Annotated in this window: 22 protein-coding genes; 17 read left to right on the forward strand and 5 right to left on the reverse strand. The window is 61.2% G+C overall.

All coding sequences use genetic code 11. The features are described from left to right. The first annotated feature begins 34 nt into the window (after positions 1-34). From I6I71_RS04555 to I6I71_RS04600, 10 genes are all read left to right on the forward strand, one after another. Positions 35-1,510, forward strand: coding sequence for an anchored repeat ABC transporter, substrate-binding protein (locus I6I71_RS04555; protein ID WP_201823358.1), 1,476 nt, complete (start codon positions 35-37; stop codon positions 1,508-1,510). Then, positions 1,510-2,370: a choice-of-anchor M domain-containing protein gene (locus tag I6I71_RS04560; protein WP_201822608.1), complete on the forward strand. Its 861-nt coding sequence runs from the start codon at positions 1,510-1,512 to the stop codon at positions 2,368-2,370. The genes I6I71_RS04555 and I6I71_RS04560 overlap by 1 nt, the downstream gene beginning before the upstream one ends. Next, on the forward strand, positions 2,367-3,125 hold the full coding sequence (locus I6I71_RS04565) for an anchored repeat-type ABC transporter ATP-binding subunit (protein ID WP_201822615.1): 759 nt from the start codon (positions 2,367-2,369) through the stop codon (positions 3,123-3,125). The genes I6I71_RS04560 and I6I71_RS04565 overlap by 4 nt, the downstream gene beginning before the upstream one ends. A 40-nt stretch (positions 3,126-3,165) precedes the next feature. Continuing rightward, the gene (locus I6I71_RS04570; protein WP_236587435.1) at positions 3,166-3,990 is read left to right on the forward strand and encodes an anchored repeat-type ABC transporter permease subunit; all 825 of its coding nucleotides are present in this window, start codon (positions 3,166-3,168) and stop codon (positions 3,988-3,990) included. Then, complete coding sequence (locus I6I71_RS04575) at positions 3,987-6,119, forward strand: choice-of-anchor M domain-containing protein (RefSeq protein ID WP_201822617.1); 2,133 nt, start codon at positions 3,987-3,989, stop codon at positions 6,117-6,119. The genes I6I71_RS04570 and I6I71_RS04575 overlap by 4 nt, the downstream gene beginning before the upstream one ends. Positions 6,120-6,389: 270 nt before the next feature. Continuing rightward, complete coding sequence (rplJ, locus tag I6I71_RS04580; protein ID WP_052206462.1) at positions 6,390-6,911, forward strand: 50S ribosomal protein L10; 522 nt, start codon at positions 6,390-6,392, stop codon at positions 6,909-6,911. 70 nt (positions 6,912-6,981) lie between these two features. Continuing rightward, entirely contained in the window at positions 6,982-7,368 is a 387-nt protein-coding gene (gene rplL / locus I6I71_RS04585) for a 50S ribosomal protein L7/L12 (protein ID WP_201822619.1), read from the forward strand. Between the two features lie 304 nt (positions 7,369-7,672). Further along, positions 7,673-8,635, forward strand: coding sequence for a PorA family protein (locus I6I71_RS04590; RefSeq protein ID WP_052205420.1), 963 nt, complete (start codon positions 7,673-7,675; stop codon positions 8,633-8,635). A 193-nt stretch (positions 8,636-8,828) separates the two neighbouring features. After that, positions 8,829-12,326 carry a DNA-directed RNA polymerase subunit beta gene (gene rpoB / locus I6I71_RS04595; protein WP_201823374.1) on the forward strand — a complete coding sequence of 1,166 codons (3,498 nt, stop codon included), beginning with the start codon at positions 8,829-8,831 and terminating at the stop codon, positions 12,324-12,326. Positions 12,327-12,422: 96 nt separating this feature from the next. After that, positions 12,423-16,436 (forward strand): DNA-directed RNA polymerase subunit beta', encoded by a 4,014-nt coding sequence (locus tag I6I71_RS04600; RefSeq protein ID WP_101733989.1) that lies wholly within the window; start codon positions 12,423-12,425, stop codon positions 16,434-16,436. A gap of 107 nt (positions 16,437-16,543) precedes the next feature. Here I6I71_RS04600 and I6I71_RS04605 read toward each other — a convergent pair whose 3' ends face one another. From I6I71_RS04605 to I6I71_RS04615, 3 genes are read right to left on the reverse strand one after another with little or no spacing between them, the layout of a single operon-like run. Continuing rightward, on the reverse strand, positions 16,544-17,242 hold the full coding sequence (locus I6I71_RS04605) for an anti-sigma factor (RefSeq protein ID WP_201822621.1): 699 nt from the start codon (positions 17,240-17,242) through the stop codon (positions 16,544-16,546). Continuing rightward, positions 17,242-17,787 carry a sigma-70 family RNA polymerase sigma factor gene (locus I6I71_RS04610; protein WP_201822624.1) on the reverse strand — a complete coding sequence of 182 codons (546 nt, stop codon included), beginning with the start codon at positions 17,785-17,787 and terminating at the stop codon, positions 17,242-17,244. The genes I6I71_RS04605 and I6I71_RS04610 overlap by 1 nt, the downstream gene beginning before the upstream one ends. 40 nt (positions 17,788-17,827) lie before the next feature. Further along, positions 17,828-18,085 (reverse strand): hypothetical protein, encoded by a 258-nt coding sequence (locus tag I6I71_RS04615; RefSeq protein ID WP_236587396.1) that lies wholly within the window; start codon positions 18,083-18,085, stop codon positions 17,828-17,830. 201 nt (positions 18,086-18,286) lie between these two features. Here I6I71_RS04615 and I6I71_RS04620 point away from each other — a divergent pair, with 201 nt between their 5' ends. The 4 genes from I6I71_RS04620 to I6I71_RS04635 are packed head-to-tail and all read left to right on the forward strand — an operon-like array spanning position 18,287 to position 21,737. Beyond that, positions 18,287-19,933, forward strand: a complete 1,647-nt coding sequence (locus I6I71_RS04620; RefSeq protein ID WP_201822626.1) for a cytochrome c biogenesis protein CcdA — start codon at positions 18,287-18,289, stop codon at positions 19,931-19,933. Positions 19,934-19,984: 51 nt separating this feature from the next. Next, complete coding sequence (locus tag I6I71_RS04625; RefSeq protein WP_101733817.1) at positions 19,985-20,593, forward strand: hypothetical protein; 609 nt, start codon at positions 19,985-19,987, stop codon at positions 20,591-20,593. Then, the gene (locus I6I71_RS04630) at positions 20,551-21,102 is read left to right on the forward strand and encodes a hypothetical protein (RefSeq protein WP_201822628.1); all 552 of its coding nucleotides are present in this window, start codon (positions 20,551-20,553) and stop codon (positions 21,100-21,102) included. Before I6I71_RS04625 ends, I6I71_RS04630 begins: the two co-directional genes overlap by 43 nt. Further along, on the forward strand, positions 21,099-21,737 hold the full coding sequence (locus tag I6I71_RS04635; RefSeq protein WP_157045329.1) for a hypothetical protein: 639 nt from the start codon (positions 21,099-21,101) through the stop codon (positions 21,735-21,737). The genes I6I71_RS04630 and I6I71_RS04635 overlap by 4 nt, the downstream gene beginning before the upstream one ends. On the opposite strand, the gene I6I71_RS04640 is transcribed toward I6I71_RS04635, so the two are convergent. Then, positions 21,677-23,011 carry a hypothetical protein gene (locus I6I71_RS04640; RefSeq protein WP_201822630.1) on the reverse strand — a complete coding sequence of 445 codons (1,335 nt, stop codon included), beginning with the start codon at positions 23,009-23,011 and terminating at the stop codon, positions 21,677-21,679. The two genes, I6I71_RS04635 and I6I71_RS04640, sit on opposite strands and share 61 nt — an antisense overlap. 166 nt (positions 23,012-23,177) lie before the next feature. Between I6I71_RS04640 and I6I71_RS04645 the strand changes: the two genes are divergently transcribed. Together I6I71_RS04645 and I6I71_RS04650 are read left to right on the forward strand one after the other, a co-directional pair. Then, positions 23,178-24,227 carry a type IV toxin-antitoxin system AbiEi family antitoxin gene (locus I6I71_RS04645; protein ID WP_201822632.1) on the forward strand — a complete coding sequence of 350 codons (1,050 nt, stop codon included), beginning with the start codon at positions 23,178-23,180 and terminating at the stop codon, positions 24,225-24,227. Further along, entirely contained in the window at positions 24,214-25,059 is an 846-nt protein-coding gene (locus I6I71_RS04650) for a nucleotidyl transferase AbiEii/AbiGii toxin family protein (protein ID WP_201822634.1), read from the forward strand. Before I6I71_RS04645 ends, I6I71_RS04650 begins: the two co-directional genes overlap by 14 nt. A gap of 86 nt (positions 25,060-25,145) precedes the next feature. Here the strand turns inward: I6I71_RS04650 and I6I71_RS04655 are convergent, their stop codons facing one another. Continuing rightward, on the reverse strand, positions 25,146-25,313 hold the full coding sequence (locus I6I71_RS04655; RefSeq protein ID WP_201822636.1) for a hypothetical protein: 168 nt from the start codon (positions 25,311-25,313) through the stop codon (positions 25,146-25,148). A gap of 258 nt (positions 25,314-25,571) precedes the next feature. Here I6I71_RS04655 and rpsL point away from each other — a divergent pair, with 258 nt between their 5' ends. Continuing rightward, positions 25,572-25,943, forward strand: a complete 372-nt coding sequence (rpsL, locus tag I6I71_RS04660; protein WP_052205411.1) for a 30S ribosomal protein S12 — start codon at positions 25,572-25,574, stop codon at positions 25,941-25,943. Positions 25,944-25,949 lie beyond the last annotated feature (6 nt).

Raw genomic sequence — 25,949 nt, forward strand, 5'->3', positions numbered from 1 at the left:
ACCGCAAAACGCAGCCGCCCTCATCGCCGCGAGCATGCTGCTCAGCGCGTGCACCCCAGCCGAGTCGGCTGCTGGTGGGGAGGACGGTGAGGGGTTGGGCGTGGTGGCGTCGACAAGCATCCTGGCGGACGTTGTGCAGAATGTGGCGGGCGATGCTGCCGAGGTGACCTCGCTGATACGGCGCGGCGCGAACCCGCATAGCTATGAGCCGACGCTGCACGCCACGCGCGACATTGCGTACGCCGATGCGGTGTTTACCAACGGGCTGCTGCTGGAGCCGCAGGCGCTGACCCGCACGATTGCGTCGACGGCGCGGCCTGACGCGCATGTGGTGGCACTGGCGGAGCAGACGCAGCGCTACGGCTACGCCCCGATTCCGCTGGTGGAGGACGCCAGCCTGGACACGGTGTGGCTGGGGTTGCGGTTTGAGGCGGACCTTCCACCTACTGCGGTGACGGAGCTTTCGCTTATCCACGCCACCGGCCCCGGCACCGCCTCCGCCTTCATCCTGGGAACGTTTGGCACCCCGGAGTTGCTCTTTGATTCCGCGGGTGGTTCGACCATGCTGCCAGTTGGCGCACACACGCACGTGAGCTGGGCGTTTTCGGCACCGGGGGTGTATCAGTTGCGCTTGAAGGCGTCAGTAAAAGACGCAGTCAACGCGCCGGAGCGCAGTGCCGCCGAGGGGGCGATCACGGTGGTGGTGGGCCAGGACCCGGCGCAGGTTACCCCCGGCAAGCTGGCGATTGAACACGGGCACGTGGACATTGCCACGCGTGTGGACGAGGCGGGCACTCACCTGACGCTGCACTCTGATGAGCACGGCGAGATCAACCCGGACGAAGCCGTGGTGGTGGTGCCTACGACAACGCTGCAGCCGATTCCGCCGCAGCGCGAGTTCCGTTTCTTAGGTAACCCGGATGATGAGACGTACCTGCTTCCGCAGGCGGTGCTGGGCCGCCACGTGCACGGTGAGCTGGACCCACACATTTGGCACGACCCAGCGGCGATGAAAGCCGTGGTGGATGTGGTGCGCGATGAGCTTTCCGCCATTGACCCGAAGCGCGCAAGCCAGTTCGCCGCCAACGCGAAGCGCTACCAGGAAGAGCTCGATGAGGCGGATCGGACGGTGCGCGCCTTGTATGAGCAGATCCCGGAAACCAACCGCAACCTGGTTACCACCCACCACGGCTACGCCTACCTGGGGCGTGCCTATGGGCTGCGCATCGCGGGCTTTGTTACCCCGAACCCGAGTGTGGAGCCGAGCCCGCGCGACCTGCTGGCGCTAACCCGCACGCTGGAAAACCTGGATGTGCCGGCTGTGTTTGTGGAATACGGCAGTGAGCAAGAAACGCCGGTGCTCACCCAGACGGCGGCGATGCACGGGGTGCGGGTGTGCCCGATCTGGGGCGATTCCCTCGACCCGCCGGGGCAGGGGCCGGCGCAGACGTATGTGGAGTTTGTGCTGGCCAACGGGGAATCAATAAGCAACTGTTTGAAAGGACAATAATGAAAAAGATTTCAGCACTCGTTACCGCAGCACTGATTGCAACGGCACCGGCAGCAGCGTTGGCGCCGTTGTCTACAGCCCAGGTGCAGGACAACAACCCGGCACTGCAGCAGGTAGTGGAAGCAAACGAGGCGATTGCCCCGCTGGGTGAGCGAACGGTGATTAGCGCAGGCCACGCCGATCTTGGTGCCATGTTTGTAGACGGTCAGCTGCAGTTCCTGGTCCGCGACGACACCCACACCCCAGCAGTGTGGCGTCACCTGGAGGACGTGGTCTTTGAGGTTAGCGACGCCGCCAAGCAAACTCTGCCGGACACCAACGATTTTGATTTCACTGGCGCCAAGCCCGGCAGTGACGTGTGGGTCGTGCCCCAGACGGAGGTTGCAGGTGTGCCGTGGTTGGGGTGGAACTCGCAGGCGCCGTCCTTGCTGGAGCGCTCCACGAGCGGCATGAGCCTGGAGTACGGCGGGCACAGTGGCCCGGGTAGTTTTTCCCTGTTTGTGCAGCCGGGTGGTTTCCACGAGCCACAGCAGCTGTGGAACTCAAGCACGTCAGGTGCGCAGTCCATGTGGGTGGAGCCGAACACGCACACCCACGCCAACTGGGTGTTCACTGAGGCCGGCGTGCAGCTGGTTAAAGTGCGCGTGAACGTTGAGGACACTGAGGGCACCGTGCACACCGATGAGCAGGTGTTGCGCTTTGCCGTATCGACGGATGCGAGCCAGGCCTTTGACGCCCAGTTCACGGCAAGCGAAGGGGCGCAATCAAGCACAAGCACCGGGCTCATCGCTGGTGTAGGCATCGGTGTGCTCATCCTGGCGGCACTTGCCTTTGTTCTGGTCAGGGGGCGGAAGAAGTGAGGCCGCACGCCATCACAGTGCGCGACCTGAGCGTGTCCTACCCGGGCCGCGAGGTGTTTCAGAGTGTGGATCTGACGCTGCGCGGCGGCGAGTTCACGGGGCTGCTCGGGCCGAATGGTGCGGGTAAAACCACGCTCATGCGGGCCATGTTGGGACTGGTTCCCGCTGAAGGCACGGTTGAAGTTACCGGCTCCCGCGCGATCCGCAACGTTGTTGGATACGTGCCGCAGCGCCACAACGTCGCTTGGGATTTTCCTATCGACGTCTACGCCGCCACCCTCAACGCCACCCTGGGCCAGCGGCCGTGGTACCGCCGCGCCGGCGAGCGCGAGCACACCTGGACACAGCGCGCACTGCAGATGGTGAACCTTGCTGACCTGGCCGATCGCCCGATCAGCGACTTGTCCGGCGGCCAGCGCCAACGCGTGCTCATCGCGCGCGCCCTGGTGCGCCGCCCGCGCATGCTGCTTCTGGACGAGCCTTTTACCGGCCTCGACATCCCCACCACCGAGCATCTTTTGGGACTGTTTCGCAAGCTTGTGGACAAGGGCCTGGGCGTGGTCATGTCCACCCATAACATCGCCGAAGCCGTCGATGCGTGCGACCGCCTCATCCTATTCAAAGGGGGAGTGGTGGCGGATAGCCAGGTAGATCAGCTTGATAGCGCCGCGCCGTGGATGGACACCTTCTCTGTTGCCGAAGACTCGCCGTGGTTGCGCGGTGTGCGCACCCATTTGGAGGCCAACTTTGCCTAACCTGTTGCCCGAGATTTCCTTCCTGCAGTTTCTTGCAGACATGGCCAACCCGCAGCTGGCGTTTCTGCCCCGTGCTCTGCTGGCCGCGGTGATCGCCGCGCTGCTGTGCGCAGTGGTCGGCTGCTTTGTGGTGCTGCGCGGGATGGCGTTTATTGGCGACGCCGTCGCCCACGCCGTCTTCCCCGGCATCGCCGTCGCCTTCGCGCTGCAAACCTCGGTCCTGCTGGGCGGGGCGGTGGCCGGTGCGCTGGTGGCGGTGCTGATCGCCGTGATGTCTCAACGCCGCACGATTAAAGAGGACTCCGTCATCGGCATCGTGTTCACGGCTGCCTTCGCCGTGGGCCTGGTGATCATCTCCCGAGTGGAGGGCTACACCGCCTCCGTCAGCTCCTTCCTCTTTGGCTCGCTGACCGGCGTGAGTACCCGTGATTTGCTCATCAACGCGGTCGTGGGCGCGTTGATCGTCGGCGTGGTGATTGTGCTGCGGCCCTGGTTCACCGCCGTCGCCCTGGACCGCGAAACCGCCCGCGCCATGAACCTGCCCGTCGCAGCGCTAGACCTAGCGCTGTACTTAAGCGTCACCTTCGCCGTGGTGCTTGCCGTGCAGACCGTGGGCAACATCCTGGTCGTAGCACTCCTGATCACCCCTGCCGCCGCCGCACGAATGTTCACTGACCGGCTGGAGACCATGATGCTCATCGCCGCCGCAATCGGCACCATCGGCAGCGTGCTGGGGGTGTGGCTGGCGTGGGCGTATGACTCACCAACAGGCGCAACCATCGTCTTATCCCTTACCGTCCTGTTCGCGCTGAGCTGGCTGTTTGCCCCAGCACGTGGCGTGTTAGCAAAGGCGGTGCACGCATGAAGCGCCTTCTAGCAGCAGCGTTCGTAGCCGCGCTGAGTGTTGCTGGGATACCCCTCGCCCAGGCCAGCACGGAACCCAGCATTGAATCCAGCACAGAGCACAAGCCGGGCGCGCCGGGCCACAGCGTGACCCTGGATGAGGATGTGGACCACCCGTGCGCTGGCCGCAAGCTGCTCTACCACTCCCACAACGACGCCCTCTACGGCACCCGCTCCGGTGGCAAACTCGCGGTGATGGCGGTAGATGGCCAGCAGGTGACCACCCAAGACGCGGTGTGTTTCCGCCTGGCCCCGGATGCGGATGCAGACGGCAACGACCTGTCCAAGCTCACCATTCCTGAAGACGGCACCCTCGACTTCCTTGGCCCCCGTGGCAGCGAAGTATGGGCCGCGCCCCAAAGCGTGGACTGGACCGACAACTGGCGCCCCATCTGGTCGGGCCTTGGTGCTTTCGACCCAGCACACGAGTTGGATCCATCTTCGATCCCGACCAACTTCAAAGGCGATGTCATGCACTTCGACCTGGTTGAGATGGACGGACCCGGCGACATCAACGTCATGTTCACCAGCCGTGTCTCCGAGCCGGAGCGGCTATTCGACTCCTCGGATCCAGACATGCGCACCATCACCTACGAAGTCGGCGGCCACGGACACTTCACGTGGACCTTCTCCAAGCCGGGTGTGTACGCACTGACGTGGCAGGGCAGGGCCGAGCACACCGATGGAAAAACCGAACGCTCCGAGCCCGTCACCCAGTACTGGCTAGTTGGTGATGACGCTACCGTCGGCCTTCCCGAAGGCACCACCACCGGCCTGCGCGCACCGAAGTCTTCAACGCCGGAAACCAGCACGGCCCCGAGTTCTGCAGCGCCAACCACAGCGCCAACCACAGCACCGACTGCAGCGCCGACTGCGGCGCCGGTGCCGTCGTCAAGCAAACAAGCCCCCTCGCAGCGCACTGTGATCACGGCGGGTCATATGGATATGGCGCTGGTCAGCGAGGGTGGGCAGCTAAGCACCATGCTTATCGACGACTCCGACCCCCTCCACCCCGCCCACCGTCCATCAGGCAGCTTCATTTTTGCCGTGCCGGATACGGCACGCACCAACCTGCCGGAGAGTGTGCGTGGCAGCTTCCCGGGCAGCCCGGAAGCGATGTGGATTCTGCCGCAGGCGCAGGATCGAAGCCTGCCCTGGCTGGGCTTTTCCACCACAGGACTGGCGGCAGATGCGATTGCAGACGGCAGCCGTGTCACTGTCAGCATGCGCAACGTCACGGGACCGGGCCGCATCATGACCTGGCACGAGGACCTGCGTGGTTTACGCATTGAGTTGGATTCCGGTGATGCTTCCAAGACCATCGAATACCCGGTGAACGCCCATGACCATCAGGGTTTCGGTTTTACCGAACCCGGCATGTACACAGCGACCTTCGTGTATTCCGGCACTACGCGTGCAGGTACGGCGTTTGAGAAGGAACTCGTGGCACACTTCGCGGTTGGCGACGACGCCATTGCCAACGCCCACGCCAACCCCAACGGCTTTGGGGGTGGGGCAAGCGGCGGCAACCTGACGTTGCCGCAGGCGCTGGCTGGCGGTATTCGTGACATAGGCAAAGAGATAAAGAAGATCGGCGACTCAATCACGCCCACCTCACGCGCCAAACAACCAACCACGACTCCGCCTGCGAAACCGAGTACGAAGCCGACGTCGTCCGCCGCTGCTTCGCGGCCAACCGCAGCGGCGCAACCGACTGCAGCAGCGCGTCAGAGTTCAGCAGCGCGGCCGACCTCCGCGGCGCGCTCAGCAGCGCCGACCACCCAGGCTGCCGCTCGTGCGGCGCAGCCGACAAGCACTGCTAGCGCCACCAGCGCTGCCGCAAGCGCTGACACCGGCACGGCAACCGCTGACACTGCGAACACCGACACCTTGTCTAGCGGCATGCATCCGACGCAGACGGGGGCAGACCCGCAGGCCGAATACGTTGCAGCTGGTACTTCTTCTACCGGCGGCGGGTTCTGGGCTGGCCTTGCCATTGGTGTTGGCGTGATGGCGCTGATCGGCGGATGTGTCCTGTTCATTGCGGCGTTGAGTTTGCTGCGTAAGGCGGAACAGGGGAAAGGGCAGTAGTAATTTGGTTACCGTGCGCACGGCCGCTAAGATACCCAGCTGAAGTTTGAACGGCTCGCTAAAAAGCGGGCTGAGCTCAAGTTTCACCGAAGACCGTCGGCTACTCCCAGCGAATATCAAAGGGAGTTGAAGGATCCCCCTCAAGGGATCGGCCCACGCAGGAGAAACGTGGCTTTCCTTTCAAAGGTGCGCCTCGTGCTTCTGCACGGGGCAATTTTTATTGCTCCGGGCGGATACAACATGAAGAAGTATTGGAAGGAGGCGTGTGTCATGGCAAACCCGAAGAACGTTGCCGAGCTAGCTGCACTGAAGACGAAGTTCGCTGACTCGGATGCTCTGTTCCTCACCGAGTACCGCGGTCTGACCGTGGGTCAGCTGCAGCAGCTGCGTGGTGAGCTCGGATTTGATGTTGAACTGCACGTCGCCAAGAACACCCTCATCAAGATCGCTGCTGCTGAGCAGGGTATTGAGGGTCTCGATGATCTTCTGGTCGGCCCGACCGCTATCGCTTTCATCAAGGGCGATGCATCCGTGGACGCCGCGAAGACCATGAAGAAGTTTGCCAAGGACAATGACAAGTTCATTGTCAAGGGCGGCTACATGGACGGTAACGCTCTCGACGCAGCTCAGGTTGACGCTGTTGCTGAGATGGACAACCGCGAGACCACCCTTGCCAAGCTCGCTGGCGCGTTCCAGGGCTCTCTGGCGAAGGCTGCCGGCCTGTTCCAGGCTCCGGCATCCAAGACGGCACGACTCGTTGCCGCGTTGCAGGACAAGCAGGAAGCTGCCTAAGCGGCAGGTTCCCACAAAAACTACACACCCCATATATCGGCCGTAATGCGGCCAAAGAAAGGATGCCATCATGGCTAAGCTCACCAAGGACGAGCTCATTGAGCAGTTCAAGGAAATGACCCTCATCGAGCTCTCCGAGTTCCTGAAGGAATTCGAGGAGGTCTTCGACGTGACCGCTGCTGCTCCGGTTGCAGTTGCTGCTGCTCCGGGCGCTGCTGGCGATGCTCCGGCTGCTGAGGAGAAGGACGAGTTCGACGTTGTTCTCGAGGACGCTGGCGACAAGAAGATCGGCGTGATCAAGGTTGTCCGCGAGCTGGTTCCGGGCCTGGGCCTGAAGGACGCCAAGGAAATGGTCGAGGGTGCTCCGAAGGCAATCCTCGAGGGCGCAAACAAGGACGACGCAGAGGCTGCAAAGACCAAGCTCGAAGAGGCTGGCGCAAAGGTCACCCTCAAGTAAGAGCTTCTTGCTTTTCGACGCCACCCCCTCCGGCCGCATCCGCGACCAGAGGGGGTTTCGCGTTTCTGTTTTCTGCTGTTTCCGCGCCCCCTCCCAGGAACCGCGCCCCTCCCAGGAACACAGATATGCAGGGGAAGATATGCAGGTCTGCAGGCCACAGGCCATTTTCATTAACGGGCCCCTTATTGAAAAAACGCTCTGACCAGGGAACCTGCATATCTTCCCCTGCATATTTGTTGAAACAGGTGCTGCCGAGCCCCAGTGGAAGCCGGGGTGTCGCACATCTGCGGTAAAGTAGCGCATCATGCATAAGTCCCGTTCCTTGCCAGCGCTGTTCATGGTGTTGGGTATCGCGTTGCTTGTTGGGGGACTGGTAGCGCCGAAATTCCTGGTGTGGGATGCGCGCTTGCCGTTGAAACTAAGCTCCGCCACCTGGACGTTGAGCGATCCTGATGGCATGCGCGGCGGGGAGCCAGCGCCCGTGACCCGTCAGCTGCACATGGAGATTCGTGAGCCATCGGATGAAAACACGATGTCGGTGCGCGTGGGGGACACGTTGCGTGCGGGGGACGCGCCGAGTGACTTTGAGAACCTGGTAACGGCCTCGACGTGGTCGTATCAGATGGGCCGGCTGACTGGCGAAGCCCTAGGGCCAGCCGACGTGCAGCTGGTGATGGCCATGCCGGAAGTGTCTGTGCCGATTGAGGGGGCGTGGCTGAAGTTCCCGGCAAACGTGGAGCAGCGCGACTATGAGGTCTTTGACCCGACCTTGCGCGGCGCGGTACCTGCCCAGTTCGTGGGCGAGGAAGAGATCGAAGGCCGCACCGTCTACACCTTCCGCCAAGTCATTGAGCCAACGAACTTGGCGCAGCGTTTCGCTGATGATCGCAACCTCGGCTTTGCCGAAGACCAGCGCACCTATCTTTTCCACGCCGCGGAGCGTGAACTGCTGGTAGATCAGGCATCTGGCCTGGTGGTGGGGCTGCGTGAAGCGGTGGATGACTACTATGCGGACGCTGAGGGTAATGGGCTGGAAAACGTCGTAAAGTATGACGCAAAGACGGACCCGGAGCAGGTCAGCGCGCTGCTCAAGGAGCTGGCTCGCTTGTCCGCACCGACGTGGGGTACGCTTGCTTCCCGCGTCGCCATTGGTGCTGGTGGCATCCTGACGCTGGCGGGGCTCGTGTGGATACTCGCGCAGCGCCGTTCGGGTGGTAGGGTGTCCGCGGGTGGGGCATCTCTTTACAAGAGCGGAGATGTGGTATAAGCTCATTCGTTGCGCTGGAAGCCGTCTCCAGTGTGCGCGCAAACCTTGCAGATGCGGTAGATGAAGGCCGATTTGACAAGGTGATTTTGTTGTCTCTGGGGGCGGAACTTCCGAAGCAGACCGAATGCTAACTTAACCAGCGGAAACGTCGCAGATCTGTATGCCAGAGCAGATTTTTGCGGCCTCCGCTAAGGTGCTGGAAGGACCCAACTTGGCAGTCTCAGACCAGACCATGTCAATGGCTGAAATCCCCGGGGCGCCCGAGCGTTACTCGTTCGCCAAAATCAATGAGCCCATTACCGTCCCGGGCCTGCTCGATGTGCAGCTTGAATCTTTTGCGTGGCTCGTGGGCACGTCCGAGTGGCGTGAGCGCGAGCAGCAGCTGCGCGGCGAAACCGCTCGTGTGACGAGTGGCTTGGAGGACATCCTTGAGGAGATCTCTCCGATCCAGGATTACTCGGGCAATATGAGCCTGAGCTTGTCCGAGCCGCGCTTCGAAGATGTGAAGTACACCATCGAGGAAGCTAAAGACAAGGACATCAACTACTCCGCGCCGCTGTACGTCACGGCGGAGTTTATTAACAATGACACGCAGGAGATTAAGTCCCAGACCGTGTTTATCGGCGATTTCCCGCTGATGACGGAGAAGGGCACCTTCATCGTGAACGGCACGGAGCGTGTGGTTGTTTCCCAGCTCGTACGTTCTCCGGGCGTGTACTTCGACGAGACGATTGATAAGTCCACGGAGCGCCCGCTGCACTCTGTGAAGGTGATTCCGTCGCGCGGTGCGTGGCTGGAGTTTGACGTGGACAAGCGCGACACGGTTGGTGTGCGTATTGACCGTAAGCGTCGCCAGCCGGTGACCGTTCTTCTGAAGGCGCTTGGCTGGACCACCGAGCAGATCACGGAGCGCTTCGGCTTCTCTGAGATCATGATGGCCACCCTTGAGTCTGACGGTGTGGCAAACACAGATGAGGCGCTGCTGGAGATTTACCGCAAGCAGCGTCCGGGCGAGCAGCCGACGCGTGACCTTGCGCAGTCCCTGCTGGAGAACTCCTTCTTCAAGGCAAAGCGTTATGACCTTGCTCGCGTGGGCCGCTACAAGGTCAACCGCAAGCTGGGCCTCGGCGGCGATCATGACGGTTTGATGACGCTGACCGAAGAGGACATTGCAACTACCCTTGAGTACCTGGTGCGCCTGCACGCAGGTGAGTCCGAGATGACCTCGCCGTCCGGTGAGATCATCCCGATCAGCACGGATGACATTGACCACTTTGGTAACCGTCGTCTGCGCACGGTGGGCGAGCTGATCCAGAACCAGGTTCGCGTGGGCCTGTCCCGTATGGAGCGTGTTGTGCGTGAGCGCATGACCACGCAGGATGCGGAGTCCATCACCCCGACGTCCCTGATCAACGTGCGTCCGGTGTCTGCTGCTATTCGTGAGTTCTTCGGTACCTCGCAGCTGTCCCAGTTCATGGACCAGAACAACTCCCTGTCTGGCCTGACGCATAAGCGTCGTCTCTCCGCGCTGGGCCCGGGTGGCTTGAGCCGTGAGCGCGCCGGCATCGAGGTGCGAGATGTGCACCCGTCGCACTACGGCCGTATGTGCCCGATTGAGACCCCGGAAGGCCCGAACATTGGCCTGATCGGTGCTCTCGCGTCCTACGCACGCGTTAACCCGTTCGGCTTCATTGAGACGCCATACCAGAAGGTTAACGACGGCAAGCTGACCGACCAGGTTGACTACCTCACCGCTGATGAGGAGGACCGCTATGCCATTGCGCAGGCGGCTACTCCGATGGATAAGGACGGCAACCTGACCGGTGAGCGTATTGAGGTCCGCTTGAAGGACGGCGACATCGGCGTTGTCGGCCCGAAGGGCGTTGACTACCTGGATATCTCCCCGCGTCAGATGGTGTCTGTTGCTACGGCGATGATTCCGTTCCTCGAGCACGACGATGCTAACCGTGCGCTGATGGGTGCGAACATGCAGAAGCAGGCTGTGCCGCTGCTGCGCGCAGAGGCTGCGTACGTGGCAACCGGTATGGAGCAGCGCGCTGCATACGATGCTGGCGATACCGTGATCTCCCCCAAGGCTGGTGTGGTTGAGACCGTGACCGGTGACTACATCACCGTCATGGATGATGAGGGTGGCCGCGACACCTACATGCTGCGCACCTTCGAGCGCACCAACCAGGGCACCTGCTACAACCAGACCCCGATTGTGAGCCAGGGCGACCGCGTTGAGGCTGGCCAGGTCATTGCTGATGGCCCGGGCACCAAGGACGGCGAGATGGCACTTGGCCGCAACCTGCTGGTTGCGTTCATGCCGTGGGAAGGCCACAACTACGAGGACGCCATCATTCTCAACCAGCGTGTGGTTGAGGAGGACATCCTGACCTCCGTGCACATTGAGGAGCACGAGATTGATGCCCGTGACACCAAGCTGGGTGCTGAGGAAATCACCCGCGAGATCCCGAACGTGTCCGAGGACGTGCTGAAGGACCTGGATGAGCGCGGCATTATCCGCATCGGTGCGGACGTGCGTGACGGCGACATCCTGGTGGGTAAGGTCACCCCGAAGGGTGAGACCGAGCTGACCCCGGAGGAGCGCCTGCTGCGCGCCATCTTCGGTGAGAAGGCTCGCGAGGTGCGCGATACCTCTCTGAAGGTGCCGCACGGTGAGCAGGGCAAGGTTATTGCTGTTCGTCGCTTCGCGCGTGAGGACGATGATGATCTGGCGCCGGGTGTCAACGAGATGATCCGCGTCTACGTTGCACAGAAGCGCAAGATCCAGGACGGCGACAAGATGGCTGGCCGCCACGGCAACAAGGGTGTTGTTGGCAAGATCCTGCCGCAGGAAGACATGCCGTTCATGGCGGACGGTACCCCGGTGGACATCATCCTGAACACCCACGGTGTTCCGCGTCGTATGAACATTGGCCAGGTCCTTGAGGTGCACTTGGGCTGGCTGGCTAAGGCCGGCTGGACGGTGAACCCGGATGACCCGAAGAACGCGAAGCTGTTGGAGACGCTGCCGGAGCACCTGTATGACGTGCCGGCGAACTCGCTGACTGCAACCCCGGTGTTTGACGGTGCGACCAACGATGAGATCGCAGGGCTTTTGGCTAACTCCAAGCCGAACCGTGACGGTGACGTCATGGTGGATGAGAACGGCAAGACCATGCTGTTTGACGGCCGTTCCGGTGAGCCGTACAAGTACCCGATTTCCGTCGGCTACATGTACATGCTGAAGCTGCACCACCTGGTGGACGAGAAGATTCACGCTCGTTCCACCGGCCCGTACTCCATGATTACGCAGCAGCCGCTGGGCGGTAAGGCCCAGTTCGGTGGCCAGCGTTTCGGCGAGATGGAGGTGTGGGCAATGCAGGCATACGGCGCTGCCTACACCCTGCAGGAGCTGCTGACCATCAAGTCGGATGACGTTGTTGGCCGCGTGAAGGTCTACGAGGCGATTGTGAAGGGCGACAACATCCCGGATCCGGGTATTCCGGAGTCCTTCAAGGTGTTGCTGAAGGAGCTGCAGTCGCTGTGCCTGAACGTGGAGGTCCTCTCCACGGATGGCACGCCGATGGAGCTTGACGGCGACGATGATGAGTTTGATCAGGCCGGATCCTCGCTGGGTATCAACCTTTCCCGCGATGAGGGTGCGGCAGCTGATACGGCGTAAGGCTAGGGCGGGGCGTCGAGAAGCATGCTGCTTGTCGACGTTGCCGCGAACACTACGAACCTCAACCCCAAACCACTACTGAAAAGGAAGTTTTACGTGTTTGACGTAAACCTCTTCGATGAGCTTCGCATCGGCCTGGCCACCGCCGACGACATCCGTCGTTGGTCCCACGGCGAGGTAAAGAAGCCGGAGACCATTAACTACCGCACCTTGAAGCCGGAGAAGGATGGCCTCTTCTGTGAGCGCATCTTCGGCCCCACCCGTGACTGGGAGTGTGCCTGCGGCAAGTACAAGCGCGTCCGCTACAAGGGCATTATCTGTGAGCGCTGTGGCGTCGAGGTGACCAAGTCCAAGGTTCGCCGCGAGCGCATGGGCCACATTGAGCTGGCTGCGCCGGTGACGCACATCTGGTACTTCAAGGGTGTGCCGTCGCGTCTGGGCTACCTGCTGGACCTGGCGCCGAAGGACCTTGAGCGCATTATTTACTTCGCTGCCAACATCATCACCAGCGTTGATGATGAGGCACGCCACAATGATCTCTCCACCCTTGAGGCAGAGATGATCATGGAGAAGAAGGAAGTCGAGGACGACACCAACTCTGAGATCGCCGAGCGCGCTCAGAAGCTGGAGGAGGACCTGGCTGAACTTGAGGCTGCCGGCGCAACCGCGGCTGCACGCAAGAAGGTGCAGAACGCTGCGGACAAGGAGATGACGCACCTGCGTGAGGCAGGTGAGCGTGAGGTGGAGCGTCTGGACGAGATCTGGACCACCTTCACCAAGCTGGCTCCGAAGCAGATGATTATTGATGAGAACCTGTACGAGGAACTCGTCGACCGCTACGAGGACTACTTCACCGGCGGCATGGGTGCGGAAGCTATCCAGACCCTGATCCGTAACTTCGACCTGGATGCTGAGGCAGAGGAGCTGCGCGGCATCATCGCTGAGGGCAAGGGCCAGAAGAAGGTCCGCGCACTGAAGCGTCTGAAGGTTGTCGCTGCGTTCCAGCGCTCCGGCAATGACCCGGCAGGCATGATCCTGGATGCGATCCCGGTGATCCCGCCAGAGCTGCGCCCGATGGTGCAGCTGGACGGTGGCCGTTTCGCTACCTCCGACCTCAATGACCTGTACCGTCGCGTGATCAACCGCAACAACCGCCTCAAGCGCATGATTGACCTCGGCGCGCCCGAGATCATTGTGAACAATGAGAAGCGCATGCTGCAGGAGTCCGTGGACGCGCTGTTTGACAACGGTCGCCGCGGCCGCCCGGTCACCGGCCCGGGTAACCGTCCGCTGAAGTCCCTGTCTGACCTGCTGAAGGGTAAGCAGGGCCGCTTCCGCCAGAACCTGCTGGGTAAGCGTGTGGACTACTCCGGTCGTTCCGTGATTATTGTTGGTCCGCAGCTGAAGCTGCACGAGTGTGGTCTGCCGAAGCTGATGGCACTTGAGCTGTTCAAGCCGTTCGTGATGAAGCGCCTGGTGGACAATGACTACGCGCAGAACATCAAGAGCGCCAAGCGCATGGTGGAGCGTCAGCGTCCTGAGGTGTGGGACGTGCTGGAAGAGGCCATTGCAGAGCACCCGGTGCTGTTGAACCGCGCACCGACGCTGCACCGCCTTGGTATCCAGGCGTTTGAGCCGAAGCTGGTTGAGGGTAAGGCAATTCAGCTGCACCCGCTGGCTTGTGAGGCGTTCAACGCCGACTTCGACGGTGACCAGATGGCTGTTCACCTGCCGCTTTCCGCTGAGGCACAGGCTGAGGCACGCATCCTGATGCTGTCCTCCAACAACATCCTGTCCCCGGCGTCCGGCAAGCCGCTGGCTATGCCGCGTCTGGACATGGTGACCGGCCTGTACTTCCTGACCATGCTGAAGGGCGAAAACGAGATCGGCGGCGAGGGCGCATACGCTCCTGCTGATGAGAACGGCCCGGCACGTGGCGTGTACTCCTCCTACCGTGAAGCCATCATGGCTTACGACCTGGGTGTACTTGGCCTGCAGGCACCGATCCAGGTGCGCATTGATCACCTGCGTCCGACGCCGGAGATCGAGGCCGAGCAGTTCCCGGACGGCTGGGAGAAGGGCCAGGCTTGGACCACTCAGACCACCCTGGGCCGCATCATGTTCAACGAGCTGATGCCGTTCAACTTCCCGTACCAGGAAGGCGCCATGGTGCGCAAGGGCGGCGGCTCCGGCAAGGTGCTGCTGGGTGACATCATCCAGTCCATGGTGGAGAAGTACCCCATGATCACCGTTGCTCAGGTGCTGGACAAGATGAAGGACGCTGGCTTCTACTGGGCTACCCGCTCCGGCATCACCATCTCCATGTCTGACGTGCTGGTGCTCCCGAACAAGAACGAAGTCTTGGAGGAGTACGAGCGCGAGGCAGAAGAGATTGAGCGCAAGTTCTGGGAGAAGGGTGCGCTGACCGAGGAGAACCGCTACGACCGCCTGGTCGAGCTGTGGCAGGACGCCACCAACAAGGTGGGTCAGGCCGTGGAGGATCTCTACCCGGATGACAACCCGATTCCGATGATTGTGAAGTCCGGTGCTGCCGGTAACATGCGCCAGATCTGGACCCTGGCCGGCATGAAGGGCATGGTTGTGAACTCGCGTGGTGAGTACATCACGCGTCCGATCAAGACCTCCTTCCGCGAAGGCCTGACCGTGATGGAGTACTTCAACAACTCCCACGGTTCCCGTAAGGGCCTGGCCGATACGGCTCTGCGTACCGCGGACTCCGGCTACCTCACCCGTCGTCTGGTGGATGTGGCGCAGGACGTCATCGTCCGCGAGGACGACTGTGGCACCCACCAGGGCGTCAAGGTACCTGTTGCCGTTGTCCTCGCAGGCTCGGACAACGAGAAGAAGTACGCCCGTCATGACCTGGTCGAGACCTCTGTTGCCGGCCGTGTCCTGGCAGCTGACGCGAAGGACGTCGAGGGCAACGTCGTGCTTGAGGCTGGCGCTGAGCTTTCTGAGGAGCGTATCGACGCACTCGTGGCCGCCGGCATCGTGGACGTCAAGGTCCGCTCCGTATTGACCTGCCAGACCCCGACCGGTGTCTGCGCGAAGTGCTACGGCAAGTCCATGGCTACCGGCCAGCTGGTTGACATCGGCGAGGCCGTCGGCATCGTGGCTGCACAGTCCATTGGTGAGCCGGGTACCCAGCTGACAATGCGTACCTTCCACCAGGGTGGTGTCGGTGGCGACATTACCGGTGGTTTGCCGCGTGTTCAGGAGCTGTTCGAGGCACGTGTGCCAAAGAACTGCGCACCGATCGCATCCGTGGCTGGCACGATCACCCTTGAGGACGAGGGCAACTTCTGGACCCTGACCATCCACCCGGATGACGGCTCGGATGTTGTGGTCTACGAGAAGCTGTCGAAGCGTCAGGGCCTGGCCCAGGTGCGCCGCCCGATGGAGTCCAACCCGGACGCCTACATCGAGCGTTCCCTGCGCGAGGGCGACCACGTTGAGGTGGGCGACCGCCTGCTCCGTGGTGCTGCTGACCCGCACGACGTGCTCGAGGTTCTCGGCCGTCGTGGTGTGGAGAAGCACCTGATCGATGAGGTCCAGGCTGTGTACCGCACCCAGGGTGTGTCCATTCACGACAAGCACATCGAGATCATCATCCGCCAGATGCTGCGCCGCGGCACCGTCATCGACTCGGGTACCACCGAGTTCCTGCCGGGCACCCTGGTGGATCTGGCGGAGGCTCGCCAGGTCAACGCCGCTGCTGTCACCGACGGTGGCCAGCCGGCTGAGATGCGTTCCGAGATCATGGGTATCACCAAGGCCTCCCTGGCTACGGAGTCCTGGCTGTCCGCAGCCTCCTTCCAGGAGACCACCCGTGTGCTCACGGACGCCGCTATTAACAAGCGCTCCGACAAGCTGATCGGCCTGAAGGAGAACGTGATCATCGGTAAGCTGATCCCGGCCGGTACGGGCATTTCCCGCTACCGCAACATCCAGGTCAAACCGACCGAGGCGGCACGCTCCGCGGCTTACTCGATCCCGAGCTTCGGCGACTCCATCTACGGCGACGAAGGCTACGGCGAGTTCACCGGCGCCTCCGTCCCGCTGGATGAGTACGGCTTCGATCAGATCTAGTTCTCTGGCATGTAGCTAGGTCTGCTTCCCAAAAGCCCGGTGCCTTCCCGTTTGTGGAAGATGCCGGGCTTTTGGTTTTTCAGCGCGACGGCCAGGGCCCGGTTTTTCTACAGCTTGACGTGTGCCAGCACGCGACCGGTTGGCTCAGCGGCGCCTGCGGAAATTTCTTCGGTTACCAGCACCGACGTTGCGTCGCCAGGCAGCGGCATCCACACGTCGGTGTGGGGATCCTGCCCAATGACACCTGCGGACATTGTGGCGCCATCCGACATCACAGCCCAGACCTGGGCGCCCATCCCGGGCTCAAGATCCGGCTGGCCATTGACCATGGCGCCGCCCTTGTTCATATCGTTGCTGACAACAATATCCAGGATGGCGCCACCTGCTTCGGCTTTGCCTTGGCGAACGTCAGCGGCACTCATCACCGCGTGCATCTCTTCAATACCGGGTGCGGCGACCACACTCGTCGAGTCCGGAGCATCGGAACCATTGAACTGGTTTATGACCACACCAGCACCGGCGAAAACTAGAATCGTGGCTGCTGCCGCGGCGAACCACTTTCGTGCCGGTGTGCGTGAGCGTCGCATTTCCTGCAGATCACGCTCTGCATTCAAATCGATGATCTCCGCTGAAGCTGCGGTTTGCGCTGCCTCTTGCTCTCCACGTTGCGGGGTCTCCGCGATACGACGCAAGATGTCGGATTTCAGGGAGGGGGGCGGTGCGATGGGGGCCGCGGCGGCGTCGAAAAGCGGAGCAAAGCTCTGCACATTATCATCGCCCTGCTGGGGCTTAAAAGCGTCGTTCATCACAGCCCTCCATTTGCTGAGACTGCTTCGCGTAACTTCCGAAGACCGTCACGGACCCGTGTTTTCGCAGTGCCAAGCGGCACTCCGGTGATCTCCGCGATCTCCTGGTGCGTGAGATTGCCATAATAAGCCAGCATGAGCGCACTTCGGTGCGGCTCCCCAATAGAGTCTACGAGCCTGCGGAGCTCTTCGGACTCCAAGTGCTCCTGCGCTTCATCCTCCGCCGCCACCCACGTGGTGAGCTGCCGGTAGAAGTCAGCCTGGTCACGTGCCTGCGAGCTGCGCCAACTGCGCAACCGGTCAATCGCCCGAAGCTTAGTCAAGCGAAGAACCCAAGATTTTGCCCCGCCCCGGCTGGCATCAAATTGCTGCGCATTCTGCCAGACCTCTACAAAAACCTCTTGGGTGACCTCTTCGGCCTGCGCAGAATCCCGAAGGATGTGAACAGCCAGACCGAATGCTTGGGAAGCCATGGCGTCATATAACTGCCCGAACGCTGCCTGGTCGCCTTCAGCAACGCGCGTAAGCAGATGGTCTAAATCCACGGCTTCCAAACTTAGCACTCGGTCACCTGCCCAGTGTTGGTTACTGCTTCTTTTCCTCGGTGCTCATCATGGACTCGGAAGACATCATGGAGTCTTCCTTCATGGCGTCCTTCTCCATGGAGTCCTTTTCCGGCTTCATCATTTCGGAGGACATTTGCTCCGTCGGCGTCATCTTCGTATCTTCCTTCATGCCGTCGGTGTCGTTGCAAGCAGCAAGACCGGTTGCGGCCAGCACTGCGCAGAGTGCGGTCGCGCCGAAGCGTGCGCGGCTGGAGGTGGTGTGGGTGGTAGTGGACATGGGTTGCTCCTTCGTTGTGGTGCTGATCAAAATTTCCTGACCGCCGGTTTGGTGGCCAGCTATGAGTAACTACGGAACCAACCGTGCACGCGGATTGGAGGAGCGGGAAAAAATTTTTCTGCAACATTTTCCAATCCTTTAGAGCCCTGTGCTTCGTAGAGCTTGACATAGTGACCGCTTGAAAAAGAAGGGTGAAAGACGATGTTGGGCGTTGTAATTGTCGGGTTTGTCGGAGGGGTGCTCACGGGCTTATCGCCCTGCATTTTGCCGGTGTTGCCAGTGGTGCTCAGTGTGAGTGTGGGCCGAAAGCCAACTCGGGTAGTTGCAGGACTGACGCTGAGCTTTGCTGCTATTGCGTTGCTGGGTTCACTTGTTCTTGGCCTGTTGCATCTGCCGCAATCGCTGCTTCGCTGGGGCGGTATTGTGCTGCTGGCGTTGGTGGGCATCGGCATGTTCGTGCCGCAGGTGGGGGAGTTGCTGCAGAAGCCGTTTGATGCGCTTCCACGCCCCACGGTGTTGCAGGAGAAGGCGCGGGGGAAGGGCGGCTTTCTCATTGGTATGGCGCTGGGGGCTGTCTATGCGCCGTGTGCGGGCCCGGTGCTTGCTGCGGTGACGGTAGCTGGCAGTACGGGGGAGATCGGCTGGTCAACGGTGGCGCTGACGCTGTCGTTCGCAGCCGGTTCGGCGTTGCCGCTGCTTGCGTTCGCGTTTGCGGGCAACCGCATTGGTCAGAAAGTTGATCTTGTGCAGCGCCACCGCAGGTTGGTGGGTGCGGTGATTCTCGTGTTCACGCTGGCTCTTGCGTTGGATGCGCCTGCTGCGCTGCAGCGCTCTCTTCCGGATTGGACTGCGGGAGTGAAAGAGAAGTTTGAAACCTCTCAGCTGGCCAATGATGCTCTAGGTCAGGTGAGCCAGACTGCGGGTGCGTTTGATGAATGCAGGCGCGCTGATCCTGGACAGCTGCAGGATTGCGGTCCTGCGCCGGAGTTTGCGGGGTTGGAAAACTGGATCAACACGGCGTCGCCGGATGCTGGGCCGACTCCGCATGACGGGAAGGTGACATTGGTGGATTTCTGGGCGTACGCCTGTATCAACTGCCAGCGTGCGGGCGAGCACATCACTGCACTGTATGACACGTACCGTGACTCCGGCCTTGAGGTCGTTGGCGTGCACTCGCCCGAGTACGGCTTTGAGCACGACTTGGGCAATGTGAAACGGGCCGTGGAGCAGGAGGGCATCCACTACCCGGTTGCGCAGGACAATGATTTCCTGACCTGGCGCAATTACGGCAACCGCTACTGGCCGGCGCGCTACCTCATTGACACGGAGGGCAATGTCCGCCAGATCGTGGAAGGGGAGGGCTCCTACGCTGAAACGGAGCAGCTTATTCGGGCTTTGCTTGCCGACGCCACCGACGCACCCCTCCCCAACCCCATCGAGCGGTCTTCCGTGACTACGGGGGTGGACGGTCGAAACCCGGAGACCTACCTGGGTACGAAACGTGCGAGCTACACCGCCAATGCGGATTACACGCCCGGCCAGCATGATTTCGGAACGCATTCTGATCCGCAGCGAGGCCAGTTCGTGCTTAACGGCACATGGGAACTCGGCCCAGAATCCATCGCCGCGGAAGGTGGGCACCTTGCCATCAACGTCTATGCCGCGTGGGTGCAGCTGGTTGTCTCTGGGCAGGGCAATGTCAAGGTGGAATACCCAGATGGGGCAACAAAGACTTTTGAGGTCACCGATGGCACTATTGACCTGCTGAAACAGTCCGAACCGCTCTCTGGTGTGGTACGGATTACCCCGGATGCGGGCGTGCGTCTGTACTCGCTGACATTTGGATAAGCATGTAGATAAGTCGGGCGCGCCGCCGCAAGCCGTGCTTGAATTCTTGGTGTGCACGGATTTGTCAGGTCTGTAGCCAGCGACATCTTTACGCGCACCAATGTGACCATTCTGGCGCTAGTGGTGTTTGTTGGCCTCCTTGGGTTACGTGGCGGCTTTGAGAAGGCCGACCCCGAGGGGTTCATCCATGCCAGCGCGCCGGTCGGGATCAACGCCTTGGCGCAGCCGGTGGAGGTGGAGGTCGCGCCGTTTGATATCCAGATCCGCAAGACCTACGTCTTGGACGGCTCGCGAGTGGTGGAGATGAGCCTGACCAACACGCAGTCGCGCCCGGTGACCCGTCTGCTTTCGGCATTCGACCTGGAAGTCTCCGGGCTGCCTGAGGAACAGCAGCCGCGGTTTTTGGTCTCGGCGGCGCGCCGTTCGCCCGGCGGGGAGCCGCTTGAGCTGCCCGTCTATGACGTGATTAACCCCAACCCGGGTGTGCCCTTGGACATTGCGGTGGTGTTCACCCCAGCCGATGAAGGGCCGCAGGGGCAGCAGCTTATCGACGCCGCCGATACCCTCACCATCTGGACCCTCGAATACAAGCGCTCCTTCTTGGACAACCAGATGATGTGGCTGCCAACGCAGCGCATGGCGGAGGTGAGTCTGCGGTGATGGATGGGATTGCGCGTCGAGTATGGACCGTCGCTGCGGTCCTGGCCCTGCTTAGCCTTGGGGTGTTTCTCCGCGGGCAGCTGCCGAACCCGGTTGACCGCGTCTTTGCACCCTTCGACTACACAAGCAGCGCCCCGGAGATTGGCACCGTGGAGGACACCCGCGCGTACGTCACGCCGGTGTTTAACGGGATGGACACCAACGCTTCGTGGGTGGTGGTGGATTTCAGGGTGACCCCGGAGGCGTCGATAGGCTTCGTGCGAGGGAGCATCACGGCTGCCGACGGCACGGAGTTCACCCAGTCCAACAGCTGGAGCAACAGCTGCCCCGTGTTGTACCCGGGCAGGACTGTGGACTGCACGTTTGTCTTTGAGATGCCGCAGGACAAGATTGATAACGCCACGCTGAGAGTCCTAGCGTCCTGGGATCATATGGCGCCGAGGGTCGCAATCAAGCTAGAAAAGCCCCTGGTTGAGGGGGAGATTGTCCGTGAGGGGGTGACGGTGTGAGGAAGGCCTGGTGGGTGGCGGCGCCGGTGGCTGTGGCGCTGATGGTTGGCGCGTCGATGCAGCCGTACTTCAGCATCGTGCGGCCGTGGACGTGGAGCGACGAAGAGCTGGTTTCGGCTGGCGGCGAGGGGAGCTTCGCGTTTCCGATCGCGGATGTTGAAGGCGCGATGTATCAGGCGCAGGTTAGCGTGTTGGAGTTCCAGGAGCTGAACCCGAAACAACAGGACGTTTTGGAGGTGCACGCGCCGGAGGGTTTTAGTCCGTGGCTGGTGCTCACGGAGTGGTCAGCGCCGCAGGAGTCGGTGCTGGCGGGGTGCCGGATGTGGGTGACGGCCTCGGACGGGCGCGAGTACCAGCTGGTCGATAGAGCTTTTGTGGAGCCAGTGATTCAGCAGGATCTGAGTACTGCGAACGGTTGCACCCTGCCGGGTCAGGGCGGCCCGCTGGTAGGGGACGGGGAGATTGTTGAGGGCTTCGGCGACCCCCGCCCTGACACCTGGCGCAAACTCACCCCCATCGCCATGCCGGACGGCGTGCAGCCGCTCAAATTGCACGTTGGTTGGGAGGAACCGCACTACGTGACGTTGGTGCTGCCAGAGCCCGAACCCTTCGGGGAGTTTGCCGACGGCAAGTAGGTGCTGCGCAGGAAGTGATCCAGCGCCGCGGCGACGAGACACACCACCACCATCAGATACGCCATGCGCGCGAACACCAGGATGAGCGTGGCAGCCTGCTCACTCTGCAACGACTGCTGCGGCCCGGCAACGAGACGGCCAAGCTCGACTACGCCCAGCTCAACGCTTGTGGCCAGCATGAACACCAGGCAGAAGATCACCATGGGCACAAGTCCAGCGCGGGCGAGGGTGCGCAGCCCCTTCCACGTGGTTTTCAGCGGGCCGGCGACGGGCTTTAGGGCATCATCCATCACCGTTTTCGCCTCACTGCGCGCGGCTTGTTTCATGCGTTGGCGCAGGCGGGGGTTGGAGGCCTTGGCGTCGGTGTCTGTGTTTGTGGCTTCGGGTTTAGTGCTTTCGGCCGCCTGCTTCGCTACCAGTGAGGTGCCAAAGACCACAGCACCCAGCGTCAACCAGGCGATCGGCACGGTAATGAGCTGGCTAAACGCGGGCAGTTTCGCCGCGAGCCATGCCCAGGACTCCGCAAGAAACCCGGCGGAGTCCTCGATGTTTTCCGAAAGCTCGACGTAGGAGCGGTACGTCGGCGCAATGCTTCTGCGCGTTAGCGCCCAGTCCTGCACAGCTGAGAGCTGGTTGGTTAGAAACACCGACACCGTGGTCATCCACAGCACCTCAAGGTACGCGGAGAAGTACGTCAGGCCGAGGCCTTTCTCCGCAAGCGCGAAATAGCCGATGATTTTGCGCAGGATGATCGTGCCCAGAATCAACGCGATGAGCCCTGCCGTGCTGTCCACAAACGCGCGGCTGAAGTCGGCGTTGAAGCCTTGGTTCATGTATTCGTCGATGGTTGTGGCGCGTCGGAAATCCCGCAGGTCCTCCTTCAACATTCCGTGCGTGGCGTACACCGTGAGGAAGGACACCAGCAGCCCGCCTACCGACAGGAGCCTTGCGCGCGATTGCGTCTCCGCCCTCTCCGGGAACGTCTCTGCCAAAAAGGGCAACGATGGCCGTAACACCCACAGGCACAAGATCAGCGACATCATCACTGAAAGCGGCGCAAGCGGCATGATTAGCGACGCCCCGAAGCTGCTGTAGTTAGACAGCCACACCGCCAGCCAGATCACCGCCTGCCTGCCGGCCAAACCGGCGCAGATGAGCGCGATCAGTTGGGGGAGATGACGCACAAGCAGGCGCAACGCACTGACAGGAATGGTTGCAGAAGCTGCGATCATGTCACGCGTGGAGCGAAGCGCTAACCCAGTGCGGCCGGTCATGCCAGCAGTGTAAAACGGAATCGACGGGTGTGCGGGGCTTGGTGTCACCGCCAGCGTGAGTCAGGTGAATCTCGTTGGTTGTTGCTACGCGTCTTACAGACTGTCTAGTATTACTGATCGCTCAACATTATTGAACAAGGCAGGTCCAGAGTCTAAAATATGGCGCATGCTGACGATCGACGACTGGAACCACGCTCTGGATAGAGCGAATGTAGGTGTGCAGATCTCCCTTGGGCATAACAGTGAAGTGGCGGTGGGTCCAGATTATGTCGCGGAGGCCGAGCTGCTTGCTGACACTGGTTCTGAGCGGGTTGTCGTGGTGGCAGAACAGTTATCAAAACGCTTAAGCCCTGGGCGCCTTGGGGCCGTTCCACGCGTGGTGCTCATGGAGAAAGCGACTCCCGCAAAAACTAAGAGAGTGCAAGGTGGTGGGGGCATGTATGTAGACCTGCATGGCAACTGCTTTTTCTCTTTCCCGTCCATGCACGTGGACGTGCGGGGGAGGGGGCCTACCAAAAAGTCTTCTGCTGCCGTTGGGAAGAAAGGTCGGCGAGCAAGTGCTGCTTCACTTTTTACGCCGAGACGTGCTCAGGTGTCAGCGATGCTGCTGTCATATCCGGGCGTCTTAGAGCTTCCGAGCCGAGATCTGGCGGTGTTGAGCGGCACATCGGCGGGCACTGTGACGGGGACCCTGCAGCTACTCGCCGAGGGCGGCTATCTCTACAGGGGTGACGGGCGTTATTGGTTTGCGCAGGAGAAGCTCGGCACTTTTATCGACGCATGGGCGGACGCATACCCCTCGGGATTGGGTGCGCACCTTGAACTTTTTCGAGGAGATGCAAAGCTCCCTTTGCCTGATTGGAGTAATGCACAGGTGTGGCTGAGCGGTGAGCAAGCTGTACCGGACTTGATTTTCGGCGGCACTTCGCTCGATGCGTATGTCGAAGACGAGAAGGATGCCCGCGACATCATACGCGAGTTGCGTTTGCAGCGCTCCCCGCGAGGCAACGTGCGCATCAGGCGAGCATTCTGGGATACTCGTGCGGCGCTGGTCTTCGAAGAAGGTAGCGTGACTGCAGAGACCCGTGAACGGAAAAATGCGCCGCTTGCACTGGTGTACGCCGACGTGCGTGCCCACGGGGATCCACGACTACTCGAGGTATCAGAGCATGTGAAGTCTGTAATTAGGGGAAGGATTCAGAATGCCCAGCATTGACCGGGCAGACGACGATCTGAAGCTGCTGTTCCAGCACCTCAGTGCTGTGGTGGACACAAACAAGGTCATGCTGGTGGGGGCGCGGTGCCGTGACATTTTGCACCGCCGTTATTCTGCTGTGCCTCCGCAGCGTAAAACGGAGGACATTGACATAGCAATCGCCATCAATTCCGCGGCCGAATTCAAGCGGCTTCGAGAAAAGTTTGCTGCACCACGATCTCCATGGCAGCGCCTCAGTATTGCAGGGATGAGCGTCGATGTGGTTCCGTTTGGTGGGGTTGAAGCGCCCCCGAGGCTTTTCATATCAGCAGACGGTCATGCGCTTAACGTATCCGGTTTCAGAGAAGTCTTTGCAGCGTCTGAGTGCTACCAGCTTTCCGGGCTCGATGGAGTAGGCGCTCAGGTAGCGTTTCGTTTGCCAACTCCAGCTGGGCTGGCGGCGCTCAAGCTTCATGCGTGGCTTGACCGCTACCCGAAGGGGCAGTACAAAGATGCGATTGATTTAGCTCTCATTATCGCTTGGTATAACAGTGATGATCTGTCACTGTGGGACACGTATTTTGCTCTTGAGTGCAGTCACGTTGAGTTTGACGGGGACCCTGACCTCATGGCGGCCTATGTTCTAGGGGACCAGATCTCGGCGCTACTTGGTCTCGATGCGGCGACCTATCTCCTTGACCGTCTCCGCTCCGATCTGGCCAACAGTCCAAATCATGAGCTTCTAGCGACTAAGCTTGTCGCAGGCCAGGGGTGGGATCGCTCCCTTTCTGTCCGTCTGCTGCAGATTGAGGCTTTGATTGCGGGCATGGCTGGTCATTTTCAGGGGCTTTAGCGGGCCAGCGACGGGTTTCATCGCGTTGTCCATCACCGTTTGTCCATCACCGTTTTCGCTTCACTGCGCGCGGCCTGCTTCATGTACTAGCGCAGGCGTGGGCCGGGGTGTCTGCCAGCCAGGCCGGCACAGATGAGTGTGGCCAGGTAGGGGAGATGACGCACAAGCAGACGCAACGCGCTGACAGGAATGGTTGCAGAAGCTGCGATCATGTCACGCGTGGAGCGAAGCGCTAACCCAGTGCGGCCGGTCATGGCAGCAGTTTAAAACGGATTTGGCGCGTGTGTGGGGGTTTGACGTGGGCGTCGATAAGCGAAATTTGCTCCCAAAACTATCCCTGTAGTATTCTTGTCAAGGTTTCGCCCGCATTCTCGCGCGGTGCGAAAGTTTCGAACTCCATGCGACACCAGTTGCATGCGTTGGTTCATGCAGACGGAAGGGCCCCGCGAAAGAGCCCCCATTTTTGCATGTATAGACGCGTGTGCGGGGTCGTGAAGACAGAAAGAGCGTGAATGCCTACTATTCAGCAGCTGGTCCGCAAGGGCCGCAAGGATAAGAAGTCCGAGGTTGCTACGGCCGCCCTGAAGGGCTCCCCGCAGCGCCGCGGCGTGTGCACCCGCGTGTACACCACCACTCCGAAGAAGCCGAACTCTGCACTGCGTAAGGTCGCACGTGTGCGCCTGACCTCCGGTATTGAGGTTTCCGCATACATTCCGGGTGAGGGCCACAACCTGCAGGAGCACTCCATGGTGCTCGTGCGCGGCGGTCGTGTGAAGGACCTGCCGGGTGTGCGCTACAAGATCATCCGTGGCGCTCTGGATACCCAGGGTGTGAAGGACCGCAAGCAGGCTCGCTCCCGTTACGGCGCGAAGAAGGGACAGTAAAGAACA

Origin of the sequence: Corynebacterium riegelii (assembly GCF_016728505.1) — a bacterium.
In the GTDB taxonomy this organism is placed as follows: Bacteria; Actinomycetota; Actinomycetes; order Mycobacteriales; family Mycobacteriaceae; genus Corynebacterium; species Corynebacterium riegelii.